The following is a 12,715-nucleotide window of genomic DNA, read 5'->3' as shown; positions in this document are numbered from 1 at the left end:
CCGGTTTTGCCAAATCCGGCGCTCTATGATAGTGACCTCGCGATCGCGTCCGGGTTGATCGCGCGCCTTTGTGCCTGTCGCAGAGTTCCGGACTTAGATCGCCTGTTCCGCCATCGAGAATGGATTGTGCGCCATGAGCATCGCGCTCGATATCGATCATGCCAACACCGTGCGGCCCCCGCTTTCGGGCGCACGCGATCTCGTTGGGCTTTCGCGGCCAGAGCTTGCCGCCCAGCTGGGCGAGATGGGCCTTTCCGAGCGCGATGCGCGGATGCGCTCCAAGCAGCTCTGGAACTGGATCTACGTCAACGGCGCGACCGATTTCGATGCGATGAGTAATATCGCAAAGGGGCTGCGCGCCGAGCTGGCTCAGGCCTTTACCATCGGGCGGCCTGAAATCGTCTCCGAACAGGTCTCGGTGGACGGCACGCGCAAATGGCTGTTTCGCTTCCGCGATCCCCAGCATCCCAATATGCCCCCGGTCGAGGTGGAGACCGTATATATCCCGGAATCGGACCGGGGCACGCTGTGCGTCTCCTCCCAGGTCGGGTGCACGCTCACCTGCTCGTTCTGCCACACGGGTACTCAGAAACTGGTGCGCAATCTCTCGGCGGGGGAAATCCTCGCCCAGGTGATGATGGCGCGCGAGCGGCTGGGGGATTTTCCCGGTGGCTCACGCCCCATCGACGGGCTGGTGCCGTCCGGAGAGACGCGCGCGATCACCAATATCGTGATGATGGGGATGGGCGAGCCGCTCTACAATTACGAGAACGTCAAGAAGGCCCTGCTGATCGCCTCTGATGGGGAAGGGCTGAGCCTTTCCAAGCGCCGGATCACGCTTTCGACCTCCGGGGTCGTGCCCCAGATCGAGCCTACGGGACGTGAGGTCGGGGTGATGCTGGCGATCTCGCTGCATGCGGTGCGTGACGATCTGCGCGACGTCCTGGTGCCGATCAACAAGAAATGGCCGCTCGAGCAGCTGCTCGAAGCTTGCCGCAGTTATCCGGGCGTTTCCAACGCCAAGCGGATCACGTTCGAATATGTGATGCTCAAGGACATCAACGATTCGGACGCCGATGCGCGCGAGCTGGTGCGGCTGCTGGCCAAGATCCCGGCCAAGATCAATCTGATCCCGTTCAATCCCTGGCCGGGGTCGAACTATCAGTGCTCGGACTGGGACCGGATCGAGGCGTTTGCCGATATCGTCAACCGAGCGGGCTATGCCTCTCCGGTGCGCACGCCGCGCGGGCGCGACATCTTTGCGGCCTGCGGTCAGCTCAAGTCGGAAACCGAGCGGCTCACGAAGAAGGACCGCGACGCCTTCATGCTTTAGGGAGACGCCGACGGTGCCGCTCGGGCCGCGATGTCACATGACGCCATCGCGGTTGCGGTGGCTGGCGATGATCCAGATGGCGTGGATCAGCCCGGGGATATAGCCCAGTATCGTCAGCAGGATGTTGAGCCAGAAGTGCAAACCGAACCCCACCCTCAGGAAGACCCCGAGCGGGGGAATGAGGATCGAAAACAGGATCCTGATGAAGTCGCCGAAGGTCATGAGTCTGGGCCCGTTGTTGTGTGTCTTTCGAACATATGGGCGTAAACCCGGCAGCGGGCAAGATGTTCCGGCGCTCTACCCCTCCCCGGCGATCTCCTCGATGCGATAGCGCCCGCGGCCCGCTTCGGCCAGAAGCCCTGATAGCGCGGGCAGGATTTTTTCCATCTCCGCGCGCAGAACGAAGGGCGGATTGACCACGATCATCCCCGAACCGTGAAGGCGCGGCGGGCTCGAGGCGGGGCGAATGGTCAATTCCAGCCGCAGTATCTTGGGAATGCCTGTCGCTGCCAGCGCTCTGATGTAGCGGGAGACCTCCGTGGTGTCTTTTACTGGATACCAGAAGGCATAGATGCCCGTGGGCCATCGCTTGTGGGCCCTTTCCAGCGCGCCGACCATTCGTTCGAACTCGCCTTTTTGCTCGAACGGCGGATCGACCAGCACCAGCCCGCGCCGCTCCTTGGGTGGCAGGTGGGTGCCGAGCGCGGCCCAGCCGTCGAGCTGGGTGACCCGGGTCTGGATATCGCCCGCGAAATTGCACCTGAGCGCCTCGGCATCTTCGGGATGCAGCTCGAGCGCCATCAGGCGGTCCTGCTTGCGCAACATGTGCCGGACGACGAAGGGCGAGCCGGGATAATAGCGCAGCTCGTTATCGGTGTTCTGTGCCCGCACCGCATCGAGATAAGGGGCGATCAGCGCACCGGCCGGCGCGGCGAGTTCGGCCCTGGTGAGCCGTGCGATGCCTTCGCGCCACTCGCCCGTGCGGTCGGCCTCGCTGCCCCAGAGATCGTAGAGCCCGACCCCCGCATGGGTGTCGATGACCCGGAACGCAGCATCCTTGACCATGAGATAGACGAGGATGCGGGTGAGCGTGACGTGCTTGACCACGTCGGCGAAATTGCCCGCATGGAAGGCGTGGCGATAGTTCATCGTGGTCCTATCTTCTGGCTTCGGCCGTAAGGATGGTGACCGCAAAGGCGGCAAAGACTGCCGCAAAGCTCCAGTTGAGAGCCTTCTGGACCACCGGGGAGCCGGCGAGGGTCGCGGTGAGCCAGCGGGCGGAAAAGACGATGGCAAAGACCACCGGCAGCGAAACCACCACGAATTCGAGGCCGAGAAAAATCAGCTTGCCGCTGGCATTTGGATCCGCGGGGGAGACGAACTGGGGCAGAAAGGTCACGAAAAACAGCGCCACCTTGGGATTGGTGAGGTTGATTCCGAGCCCCTTGAGATAGCTGCCCAACAGCGAGGGGGGCTTGCCGCGATGGCTGCGCGTGACGGTCAACCCGCCGCCAGAGCGCAGGGCATCGATTGCCAGCCACAACAGATAGAGCGCCCCGGCCATCTTGAGGGCCATGAAAGCGGCCGGTGCGGTGAGGATCAGCACGGAAATCCCGAAGGCGACCAGAAGCGTGTGGACCGTTATGCCCGTGATCGCGCCTGCGACGGTGGCGAGCCCGTGGCGCGTCCCGAAGCTGATGGTGCGCGAGATGAAAAGGGCCATGTCCGGGCCCGGCGTGATCGCGAGCACGAGGGCGGCCACCGCAAAGGTGGCCATGATGGCGGGATCGGGGAAATAGGTGGGCATGGCGGGGGTCATAGGGCTTGGAGCGTCGGCGCGCGAGCATGCACCGGGCGGGTTCATGCTGTCCATAGGGCGGCGCAGGGCGTACGGACATGCGGCCAATGTTGCCAGTCAGCGGGCGATCTGATTAGTGTGCGCCAACATTTATTCCAGCGCGACGAGCAAGATTGGCGCCCATGAGCAAAGACATCAAAAAAGTCGTCCTCGCCTATTCCGGTGGGCTCGACACCTCGATTATCCTGAAATGGCTCAAGAACGAATATGGCTGCGAGGTGGTGACCTTCACTGCCGATCTGGGTCAGGGCGAGGAGCTCGAGCCCGCCCGCCAGCGCGCCGAGATGATGGGCATCAAGGAAATCTACATCGAGGACCTGCGCGAGGAGTTCGTGTCCCAGTATGTCTTTCCCATGTTCCGCGCCAACGCGGTCTATGAAGGGGTGTATCTTCTGGGCACTTCGATCGCCCGCCCGCTGATTTCCAAACGCCTCGTCGAGATCGCCCACGAAACCGGGGCCGACGCTGTCGCCCATGGCGCCACCGGCAAGGGCAACGACCAGGTGCGATTCGAGCTTTCCGCCTATGCGCTCGACCCCTCGATCCGGGTGATCGCGCCCTGGCGCGAATGGGACCTGCAGAGCCGCACGCGCCTGATCGAATATGCCGAGGCCAACCAGATCCCGGTGCCCAAGGACAAGCGCGGCGAGGCCCCCTTCTCGGTGGACGCGAACCTTCTTCACACCTCCTCTGAAGGCAAGGTGCTCGAGGATCCGGCCAATGAGGCGCCCGAATACGTCTATCAGCGTACGGTCGATCCCGTGGACGCGCCCAATACGCCCGAGACCATCACCGTTGGGTTCGAGAAGGGCGATGCGGTTTCGGTCAATGGCGAGACCCTCTCTCCCGCTGCGCTGCTCACCCGGCTCAACGAATTGGGCGGCAAGCACGGGATCGGCCGGCTCGACCTGGTTGAAAACCGATTTGTGGGCATGAAGAGCCGCGGGATCTACGAGACCCCGGGCGGCACCATCCTTCTGGCAGCCCATCGCGGGATCGAATCGATCACCCTCGATCGCGGCGCCGCGCACCTCAAGGACGAGATCATGCCGCGCTATGCCGAGCTGATCTATAACGGGTTCTGGTTCAGCCCCGAACGCGAGATGCTCCAGGCGCTGATCGACACAAGCCAGGACTATGTCGCCGGCGAGGTCACCCTCAAGCTCTACAAGGGCTCGGCCCATGTCGTTGGCCGCACTTCGCCCTATTCGCTCTATTCGGAGGATCTGGTGACCTTCGAGGAGGGCACGGGCACCTATGACCACCACGACGCCGAGGGCTTCATCCGCCTGAACGGGCTGCGGCTGAGGACCTATGGCGCACGCCGGATGCGCACCGGAGGGTGAGCAGGGTCCCGGTTGGAGAGCTTAAAGTCTCATTAAAGCGGGGAGCGTAGGGTTCTGGGCGCCGACAGCGTCTCAGGAGTGTCTTCGTGATGGTGCATGAACCGGAAGCCGGCCGGTCTGGTGAGGCGCTCCTTCTCGAAGCGGCGCTTCAGACCATTCCGTTCGGCTTTTGCGTCTGGAGCCCGGATTTCTCGCTGCTGCTCTGGAACCAGCGCTATCTCGACATCTACGGCTTTCCACGCGCCACGATCGTACGCGGGATGAATTTGCGCGATGTCGTGGCGCTGAGCTGCAGGATGGGCAACCATCCCGATCTCGACCCGGACGTGTTCTTTGCCTCCTATCGCCAGCAACTGCTTTCCAATCGCGCCGGGCTGCGGGCGATCAGCCATGAACTGGCGGCCGGCGGGCGCACGCTCGAGACCGCCCATGTCTATGCCCAGGGGCTGGGCTGGGTGGTCACCCATGAGGATGTGACCGAGGAAATCGCCCGCTCGGACATGCTCGCCGAGCGCAAGCGCGAGCTCGAACTGCAATATGCGCTCGTGGATGCCACCATCAACAATATCAGCCACGGGGTATCGATGTTCGATGCCCAGTTCCGGCTGGTGACCTGCAACCGGGCGTTCCGGGAAATGTACGGGCTCTCCGAGGAGATGGGGGCCCGGGGGACCGCTTACGCCACGATCATCGACCACCGGATCGCGACGGGACGCCACGCGCCGGTGGACCGGGACGATTTTCTGGCCGAGCGTCGCGCGATCATGGCCGGGGGCCGGTTCGTGCGCGAGGTCATCAAGACCGCGAGCGGCACCTATCTCTCCCTGCGCCACCAGCCCTTGCGGGGCGGCGGCGTGGTGACGACCCATGAGGACATCACCGAGCAGCTGGCCGCCGAGGCGCGCATGCGCCATATGGCGACCCACGACGCACTGACCGACCTGCCCAACAGGGCGCTGTTCCGCGAGGAGATCGAAAAGGCTCTGGCCGGCCCGGCAGCGGGGCGCAGTTTCTGCCTGCTTTCGATCAACCTCGATAATTTCAAGGCCATCAACGACGCCGACGGCCATTCGCTGGGCGACCGCGTCCTGGTGGAAGCGGGCCAGCGGCTCAGCCAGTTGATCGGGGCCGAGGGCATGGTGGCGCGGCTCGGAGGTGACGAATTCGCGGTGCTTCTGACCGAGGGCAATCCCCGGCGCGCCGCCGATGTCGCGCGCCGGGCCGTCAAGGTGCTTTCAAAGCCCTATATGTTCGGAGCAAGGAGCGCGGTGCTCTCGGCCTCGGTCGGGATCGCGGTCGCCCCGGGGGATGGCCAGAGTGCGGACGCGTTGATGAACAATGCCGATCTCGCCCTGTTGCGGGCCAAGAGCGAGGGCCGCGCGACCTATAATTTCTTCGAGGCGGGTATGGATGCGAGCCTGCAGCGCCGGCGTCTGCTCGAGACCGGGCTGCGCGACGCGGTGGAGCGGGGCGAGCTCTCGCTGGTCTTCCAGCCGCTCATCGCCCTTGCCACCGACACCATCGTGGGCGCCGAGGCGCTGTTGCGCTGGTCCCATCCCACGCTCGGCGCGATCGCGCCCTCGGAATTCATTACAGTGGCCGAGGACACAGGCGCCATCCACGACATCGGGGCCTGGGTGCTTCTCGAAGCCACAAGAACGGCGGCCGAGTGGCCCGCGCCCCTGCAGGTGGCGGTCAATCTCTCCCCGCTCCAGTTCAAACGGCCCGGGCTCGTCGAGGCGGTGCGCTCGGCGCTCTCGTCCTCCGGGCTCGCGCCTGAACGGCTCGAACTCGAGATCACCGAGTCTCTCCTGCTGGACAACAGCATCGCCAATATCGAGACGCTGTTCGCGCTGCGCGCGCTCGGCACGCGCGTTGCCATGGACGACTTCGGCACGGGGTATTCCTCGCTCTCCTATCTGCGGGCGTTTCCCTTCGACAAGATCAAGATCGACCGCGCCTTTATGGGCGATATCGCCTCGCGGCCGGAAAGCCGCGCGATCGTCAAGGCCATGATCGGCCTGGGCACCAGCCTTGGGATGACCACGGTGGCCGAGGGGGTGGAGACCGCCGAGCAGCTCGCGGTGGTGCGTGCCGAGGGGTGCACCCAGGTGCAGGGCTTTTTCCATTCCCCGCCGGTCGGCGCGAGCGAAATCTCCGCGATGATCCGGGCAGGCCGCCGGGTCCAAGCCGCCAATTTGACGCGCGCGGGCTGACGCGCACGGGGCGCATCAATTCCTCGACTGCTTAGGAGGTCATCAACGGGTCGGGGCGCGCGCAAAGGCATCGGCGTGCGGGCGCGCAACCCTGCCCTGCAGTGTTTTTCCTTGTTTACCGGGCCGGGCTGGGGTATGGGCAGCCAACATTTGAAAACTCCCGAAATGGCTGGCCCCCTCATGACCTTGCGCAATATTGCGATCATTGCACACGTCGACCATGGCAAAACGACCCTGATCGACGTGCTCCTGCGCCAATCCGGCACCTTCCGCGACAACCAGAAGGTCGACGAACGGGCCATGGACTCCAACGACCTGGAAAAGGAACGGGGCATCACCATTCTGGCCAAGGTGACGTCGCTCAACTGGCAGGACGCGCGCATCAATATCGTCGATACCCCGGGCCACGCCGATTTCGGCGGCGAGGTGGAGCGTATCCTTTCGATGGTCGACGGCGCGGTGATCCTTGTGGACGCGGCCGAGGGGCCGATGCCCCAGACCAAGTTCGTTCTCTCCAAAGCCCTCAAGATCGGGCTTCGACCCATCGTTGCGATCAACAAGATCGACAAGCCAGAAGAGCGCCACAACGAGGTGCTCGACGAGATCTTCGATCTGTTCGTGTCGCTGGATGCGACCCCAGAGCAGCTCGATTTCCCGGTTCTCTATGGTTCTGCCAAGCAGGGCTGGATGGCCGAGGAGCCCGAGGGGCCCAAGGAGACCATGGGGCCGCTGCTCGACAAGGTGCTCGAGCACTTTTCCGAGCCCAAGGTCGAAGAAGGCCCGTTCCAGATGCTGGTCACCACCATCGAGCGCAATCCGTTCCTGGGCCGTATCCTGACCGGGCGCGTGCATTCGGGCACGGTCAGGCCCGGCGATACCGTCCATGCGCTTTCGCGTGACGGCAAGACGGTGGAAAAGGGCCGTATCTCCAAGGTTCTGGGGTTCCGCGGCCTGGAGCGCGAGCCGATCGAGGAAGGCAAGGCGGGCGATATCGTCGCGCTGGCCGGGCTCGAGACGGCAACCGTCGCCAACACCATCGCCGTGCCCCAGGTGACCGAGGCTCTGGAAGCCAAGCCGATCGATCCGCCGACCCTCTCGGTGACGTTCCGGATCAATGACGGCCCGCTGGCTGGGCGGGAAGGCGACAAGGTCCAGTCCCGCGTCATCCGCGACAGGCTGATGCGCGAGGCGGAAGGCAATGTGGCGATCCGGGTCACGCCGGGAGATGACAATGACAGCTTCGACGTCGCGGGCCGCGGCGAACTGCAGCTCGGCGTCCTGATCGAGACCATGCGCCGCGAAGGGTTCGAATTGTGCCTGGGGCGCCCCAAGGTGCTGTTCCGCGAGGAAAATGGCCAGCGGTTCGAGCCGGTGGAAGAAGTGATCATCGACGTGGATGACGAGTTCTCCTCGGTGGTCGTGCAAAAGCTCACCGAGCGGCGCGGCGAGCTGGTCGAGATGCGGCCTTCGGGCGCCGGGCGGACGCGGGTGCGGCTCTATGTGCCCACGCGCGGGCTGATCGGGTATCAGGGCGAATTGCTGTCCGATACGCGCGGCACGGCGATCTTCAACCGCGTGTTCCACGAATACGCGCCCTTCAAGGGCCCGCTGCCCATGCGCCGGACAGGGGTTCTGATCTCGAACGCGACAGGCCAGGCGGTGGCTTACGCGCTCTTTAATCTCGAGGATCGCGGCCCGATGCTGATCGATGCGGGCGTGGACGTCTATGAAGGCATGATCGTTGGCGAGCACAACCGGGAGAACGATCTCGAGGTGAACGTGCTCAAGGGCAAGCAATTGACCAATATCCGCACCACGTCCAAGGACGAGGCGGTGCGGCTGACCCCACCCAAGCGGCTCAGCCTCGAACAGGCGCTCAGCTATATTGCCGATGACGAGTATGTGGAGGTGACCCCCGCTTCGGTGCGTTTGCGCAAGATCCATCTCGATCCCCATGATCGCAAGCGCGCCATGCGTGCGGCCCAGGCCGAGGCGGCAGCCGGCTGATTTGCGAGCCGGCCGCCGGGGCGCTATATTGACGACCACGTTGGAAAGAAGCCACCGTCACGAACGCTTACACAGGCAGATGATGACCGGCACGAAAACCGACAAGCGGACCAAGACTGTCCCCAAAACCCAGCGGCCCTCCCTTCACAAGGTGCTGCTGGTCAATGACGACTACACGCCGCGCGACTTCGTGGTCGACGTTCTCAAGGCCGTTTTCCGGCTTTCGGTGGACGAGGCCCATGCGCGGATGATGGTCGCTCATCAAAAAGGCGTGTGCACGATCGCCGTCTACACCCGGGAAGTGGCCGAGACCAAGGCCACCGAGGCGGTGGCACTCAGCCAGCAGGCGGGTTTCCCGCTGATGTTCACGACCGAACCCGAAGAGTGATCGCGCGGGCCCGTTGGGCCCAGGTTCACACGAGAGCCTCGATTTCGCCGGCTTGTAACTGTTAAGCTCGCGTTAAACCGCAGTTTGCGAGGGCTCGCCCATGTCCAGCCAGAATTCGGCCGCACGTATCGGCCAGACGATCAAGGGTCTCGAGACGACGACGCGTTTCGCCCTGGCGGTGCTGGCGCTGGCCAGTGGCGTCTATACCTATCTCGGGGTGCGCGGGCTCCTGGATGGAGACGCCAATTTCGTCTTCTTCGCCGCCATCATCTATTCTTCCGCGGTCTCGGTGGGCATCTACGTATTCTGGAGCTACATGATGCGGCTCCTGCCGCTCATGCGCGAGATGAGCCAGCGGCTGGTGATGGGCGCGGTCATGGCGCTCGGCGCGCTGATGATCGTGGCCATGAGTTCATGGCTTAATGCTGCGGCGCTCGCCGGATCGGCGGCGCTTGAGCAGCACATGGCCGTCACGCTCGAAGACTTTGCCGGCGATCTCGACGCCGCTCACGCCAATGCGCTTTCTGCCCAGTCCCTGTTGCCTGACGTCCAGCGCGCATCCGAGCGCTTTGCGACGCTCGGTGCACAGGAGCGCGAGGGCGGCGCGCTGACCGGTTCGGCCGGCGCTGGCTCGGTGGTGCAATTGCTAAGTCAGATGTCGAGCCAGCTCGATTCGCTCGCCGGATCGATCGCCGTCTCGCGCGAGCAGACGGCAGCCCTGTTCGAGACCGGGTCGACCCATCTGGCGACCATGCGCGAGCTGGTTTCGGGGCCCGGACAGGTTCAGCCGCGCGCCGACAGCTTTGCCGCAGAGATCGTGCAGCTCACCGCGGTCATTGCGGCGCTTGAGGAAACCTCGGTCGCTCCTTCGGTGCAGCGAGCGGCAGAGGATCTTTCGCTGGGCTTCATCGCCCCTGTCGCCGACGGCCAGAGCCAGAATCTCGTCGTCCGGCAGGATGCGGCCATGGCCAATATCCGCGCCGCTGTCGAAGCCCAGTCGGCCCAGCTTGCCGGCGCGGCGACCCAGATTCTCGAGCAGCCGCGGGTGCAGCCGCGCCGCTTCGTGCCCCTGTCGAGCGCGGAAGCCGTTCTGCGCTATGCGGGGGATTTCCTTCCCTCCTGGGCGGGGGCGATTTCCATCGATCTGATTCCCGTGGTTCTGGTGCTGCTGCTCGCGGTTGCGCACAGCGCCATGCGGCGGGACGCCTCCGCGCTCGACGACGCGGAAACGCTCACGGCTGCGGACATGATGCGCGCCGTGGCGCTCCACAATCAGATGATGGCGGGACGTCCCATCCATGATGCGGTCCATGTCCCTGCTCGGGAGCGGGACGATGCTCCGCACGATGAGGCGTCCAGGGAGGATGAGGCTGACACTGATCCGGCGCGGAATGAGGCTTCGCGCGAGGACCGGCCGGCCGAGGCCGAACCGGTCGAGGCGGTGGACGGGCCCCAAGCGCAGCCGTCGGCTGGCCGGGCAACGCGCAACGATACGGTCACGGCACTTCCGCGCCGCGAGCCGCGCAAGCGGTCCGAAGGGCCGGGCGGCCAATGAAGACCGCCGCTGAGGCGCAATCGCGCAGACGCCTCTCGGTTCTGGCGCGGCTGGCGGGGATAGACGATGGCGCGATCCTGAAGGGCGCGTTCTATACCATGCTGGCCGGCACGGGGATCGTGCTGGCCATGGACTACATGGCGCTCGGCGAGGCAGGCGGCGAGACAATGCCGGGGTCTTCGGGGATCACCGAGCCGGTGTTGCCGGCGGTCGACCGGCCCGAACTCGATCCTGACGCCCCCCAGTTCCGGCCCAGCGAGCAGGTCCGCACCTCCCATGAGGTGTTGACCGCCCCGCTCGAGATCGCTCTCGGGCCCGATGGGGTTCTTTCGCTCACGGGCACGATCACAATTGGCTCGGCGCAAAGTTTTGCCGAGGAGGTCGGGCAGCGCGGCGATTATGTGGAAACCATATCGCTCGATTCGCCCGGTGGGTCGGTGGAGGATGCCCTCGCGATTGCGGCGCTGATCGTGGATCATGGCTTTGACACGCGGGTCGCGGATGGTGCGCTTTGCGCGTCATCCTGCCCGCTGGTGCTTGCCGCCGGAGCGGGGCGGCAGGCTGGCCCGGGCGCTTCGGTGGGTGTCCACCAGATCTACGCGGCCATGGGCGACGTCAGTGCAGGCGGTGCGGCCCAGGCGATGTCAGATGCCCAGGTGGTGACGGCCCGCATCACCCGGTATCTGATCGACCGCGAGATCGACCCGGCCCTTTGGACCCATGCGCTCGAAACACCGCCCGACAGGCTTTATTATCTCACCCTTGAGGAAATGCGCGGCTACCGGCTGATCGACGCCGAGGACGCCGAAGCGGCGGCGTGATCACACCAGGGTGTCCGGCCGGCTGACGATGAAGGCGGCGCTGGGGGCCAAGCGGACGCAATTGCCGCCCGCCCTTTCCGCCTCGGCCAAGGCCCAATGCGCCCGCTGGGTCATTTCCGCCAGCGATTCCAGGTGCTCGCGTCCGGCTATCCCGAAACAGGTCCTGGCCCGGCCCTCGCTGGCCAAGGCCTCACGCACCGATTCGGCGATGGTGCGGGCACCGAAGAGATCGAGCTTACCCACGAGAAGGGAAAACCTATCCTGGCCCGTCCGGCCGATCAGCACCTGGGCCGGATCGCCGAAGGCGGTGCCAAGGGTGCGGGCGATGCCGGTGAGATCGGTCGGGGTGAACGGCGCGGTGCCCGAGCGCTCGAGCGCGCAGAGTATCAGGGCAGCGTCCAGACTCTCTTCTTCAAAGGCCAGAAGGCGCGATTCGGCCTGTCCGGTGAAGGCGCCAAGGTTCAGCGTGCCCGAGGAGGGATCGCGTTCAGAGCGCGCTAGGGCGATGCGCAGGCTGTCGCTGCCCACCAGAAAAAGCAGCAGCAGGCCAAGGGCGAGCGAAAGGACGGCCCCGGTGCTCTGGGACAGCATGGCATAGAGCGTGGCCGCGTAGTTCTGGGCCTCCACCCCGACCCCGCCGAGCACGTGCGCCAAGATGGGCCGGGCGAGGAAATTGATGGCCGAAAGCAGGAGGATGACGATGATGGCGTGTTCGACGAGGCCTGTCTTTGGCGCGCGGAGCAAAGGCAGGGCGGCGAGACCGCAGCCGATCACATAGGGAAGCTGATAGAGCGCGTGGCGCAGGAAGCTGCCGCGATCGACCTCATGGAGGAAATAGTAGTTGGCAAGGCAGACCGAAAAGAACGCCACGAGGGCGGCGGGGTCGATTCCGGTCCTGAGCCGGATGCCCAGGGCGTGGGTGCCCACAAGAAGGGCGCCGAGATAGCCCAGGGCGCCGCCGACCCAGATACATTTCGCCATAAAGCCCGCCGCGATCGCCAGTTCCGCAATGGGGTTCATGACCCCCAGCGCGAAGGCGAGGGCCAGCCACCAGGCCGTCGTGTTGGACGTCTCGAGGCGCGCAATGGCGAGGAACCCGATCACGAAGAACAGGCCTACCGCCAGATTGATCGCCAAGACGAAAAGCCCGCCGCTCATGATCCGCTCCGTGCCCTGGTTCGCCTCTGGAGC

The 12,715-nt window shown here is 64.8% G+C and carries 11 protein-coding genes; 7 read left to right on the top strand and 4 right to left on the bottom strand.

Features of this window, described 5'->3' with window-relative positions; all coding sequences use genetic code 11:
- Nucleotides 1–133: 133 nt before the first annotated feature.
- Entirely contained in the window at nt 134–1,333 is a 1,200-nt protein-coding gene (gene rlmN, locus EO136_RS06800) for a dual-specificity RNA methyltransferase RlmN (protein WP_127143715.1), read from the top strand.
- Nucleotides 1,334–1,366: 33 nt separating this feature from the next.
- On the opposite strand, the gene EO136_RS06795 is transcribed toward rlmN, so the two are convergent.
- The 3 genes from EO136_RS06795 to EO136_RS06785 form a co-directional block, all read right to left on the bottom strand.
- Nucleotides 1,367–1,555: a YqaE/Pmp3 family membrane protein gene (locus EO136_RS06795; RefSeq protein WP_127143714.1), complete on the bottom strand. Its 189-nt coding sequence runs from the start codon at nt 1,553–1,555 to the stop codon at nt 1,367–1,369.
- Between the two features lie 75 nt (nt 1,556–1,630).
- Complete coding sequence (locus EO136_RS06790) at nt 1,631–2,482, bottom strand: 23S rRNA (adenine(2030)-N(6))-methyltransferase RlmJ (RefSeq protein WP_127143713.1); 852 nt, start codon at nt 2,480–2,482, stop codon at nt 1,631–1,633.
- Between the two features lie 7 nt (nt 2,483–2,489).
- Nucleotides 2,490–3,140: a LysE family translocator gene (locus EO136_RS06785; protein ID WP_127143712.1), complete on the bottom strand. Its 651-nt coding sequence runs from the start codon at nt 3,138–3,140 to the stop codon at nt 2,490–2,492.
- A 173-nt stretch (nt 3,141–3,313) separates the two neighbouring features.
- Here EO136_RS06785 and EO136_RS06780 point away from each other — a divergent pair, with 173 nt between their 5' ends.
- The 6 genes from EO136_RS06780 to EO136_RS06755 all read left to right on the top strand — a co-directional run bounded on the left by EO136_RS06780 (nt 3,314) and on the right by EO136_RS06755 (nt 11,524).
- Nucleotides 3,314–4,537 carry an argininosuccinate synthase gene (locus EO136_RS06780; protein WP_127143711.1) on the top strand — a complete coding sequence of 408 codons (1,224 nt, stop codon included), beginning with the start codon at nt 3,314–3,316 and terminating at the stop codon, nt 4,535–4,537.
- Nucleotides 4,538–4,626: 89 nt separating this feature from the next.
- Nucleotides 4,627–6,753, top strand: coding sequence for a putative bifunctional diguanylate cyclase/phosphodiesterase (locus EO136_RS06775; RefSeq protein ID WP_246018284.1), 2,127 nt, complete (start codon nt 4,627–4,629; stop codon nt 6,751–6,753).
- A gap of 180 nt (nt 6,754–6,933) precedes the next feature.
- Nucleotides 6,934–8,760 (top strand): translational GTPase TypA, encoded by a 1,827-nt coding sequence (gene typA / locus EO136_RS06770; RefSeq protein WP_127143709.1) that lies wholly within the window; start codon nt 6,934–6,936, stop codon nt 8,758–8,760.
- Nucleotides 8,761–8,842: 82 nt separating this feature from the next.
- The gene (locus tag EO136_RS06765) at nt 8,843–9,148 is read left to right on the top strand and encodes an ATP-dependent Clp protease adaptor ClpS (protein WP_127143708.1); all 306 of its coding nucleotides are present in this window, start codon (nt 8,843–8,845) and stop codon (nt 9,146–9,148) included.
- Between the two features lie 100 nt (nt 9,149–9,248).
- Nucleotides 9,249–10,703 carry a hypothetical protein gene (locus EO136_RS06760; RefSeq protein WP_127143707.1) on the top strand — a complete coding sequence of 485 codons (1,455 nt, stop codon included), beginning with the start codon at nt 9,249–9,251 and terminating at the stop codon, nt 10,701–10,703.
- A complete protein-coding gene (locus tag EO136_RS06755) occupies nt 10,700–11,524 on the top strand; it encodes a COG3904 family protein (RefSeq protein ID WP_127143706.1) in 825 nt (274 codons plus the stop codon). Before EO136_RS06760 ends, EO136_RS06755 begins: the two co-directional genes overlap by 4 nt.
- On the opposite strand, the gene EO136_RS06750 is transcribed toward EO136_RS06755, so the two are convergent.
- Nucleotides 11,525–12,682: a GGDEF domain-containing protein gene (locus EO136_RS06750; RefSeq protein ID WP_127143705.1), complete on the bottom strand. Its 1,158-nt coding sequence runs from the start codon at nt 12,680–12,682 to the stop codon at nt 11,525–11,527.
- Nucleotides 12,683–12,715 lie beyond the last annotated feature (33 nt).

Origin of the sequence: Pelagibacterium montanilacus, from assembly GCF_003992665.1 — a bacterium.
Lineage (GTDB): Bacteria > Pseudomonadota > Alphaproteobacteria > Rhizobiales > Devosiaceae > Pelagibacterium > Pelagibacterium montanilacus.
The sequence above is the reverse complement of the archived record's forward strand: the minus strand, read 5'-3'. Positions and strand labels throughout refer to the sequence as shown.

What these genes read in the sequence shown, in the direction of transcription:
- rlmN (WP_127143715.1), top strand. Translation starts at nt 134, where the DNA reads ATGAGCATCGCGCTCGATATCGATCATGCCAACACCGTGCGGCCCCCG.
- EO136_RS06795 (WP_127143714.1), bottom strand. Translation starts at nt 1,555, where the DNA reads ATGACCTTCGGCGACTTCATCAGGATCCTGTTTTCGATCCTCATTCCC.
- EO136_RS06790 (WP_127143713.1), bottom strand. Translation starts at nt 2,482, where the DNA reads ATGAACTATCGCCACGCCTTCCATGCGGGCAATTTCGCCGACGTGGTC.
- EO136_RS06785 (WP_127143712.1), bottom strand. Translation starts at nt 3,140, where the DNA reads ATGCCCACCTATTTCCCCGATCCCGCCATCATGGCCACCTTTGCGGTG.
- EO136_RS06780 (WP_127143711.1), top strand. Translation starts at nt 3,314, where the DNA reads ATGAGCAAAGACATCAAAAAAGTCGTCCTCGCCTATTCCGGTGGGCTC.
- EO136_RS06775 (WP_246018284.1), top strand. Translation starts at nt 4,627, where the DNA reads ATGGTGCATGAACCGGAAGCCGGCCGGTCTGGTGAGGCGCTCCTTCTC.
- typA (WP_127143709.1), top strand. Translation starts at nt 6,934, where the DNA reads ATGACCTTGCGCAATATTGCGATCATTGCACACGTCGACCATGGCAAA.
- EO136_RS06765 (WP_127143708.1), top strand. Translation starts at nt 8,843, where the DNA reads ATGACCGGCACGAAAACCGACAAGCGGACCAAGACTGTCCCCAAAACC.
- EO136_RS06760 (WP_127143707.1), top strand. Translation starts at nt 9,249, where the DNA reads ATGTCCAGCCAGAATTCGGCCGCACGTATCGGCCAGACGATCAAGGGT.
- EO136_RS06755 (WP_127143706.1), top strand. Translation starts at nt 10,700, where the DNA reads ATGAAGACCGCCGCTGAGGCGCAATCGCGCAGACGCCTCTCGGTTCTG.
- EO136_RS06750 (WP_127143705.1), bottom strand. Translation starts at nt 12,682, where the DNA reads ATGAGCGGCGGGCTTTTCGTCTTGGCGATCAATCTGGCGGTAGGCCTG.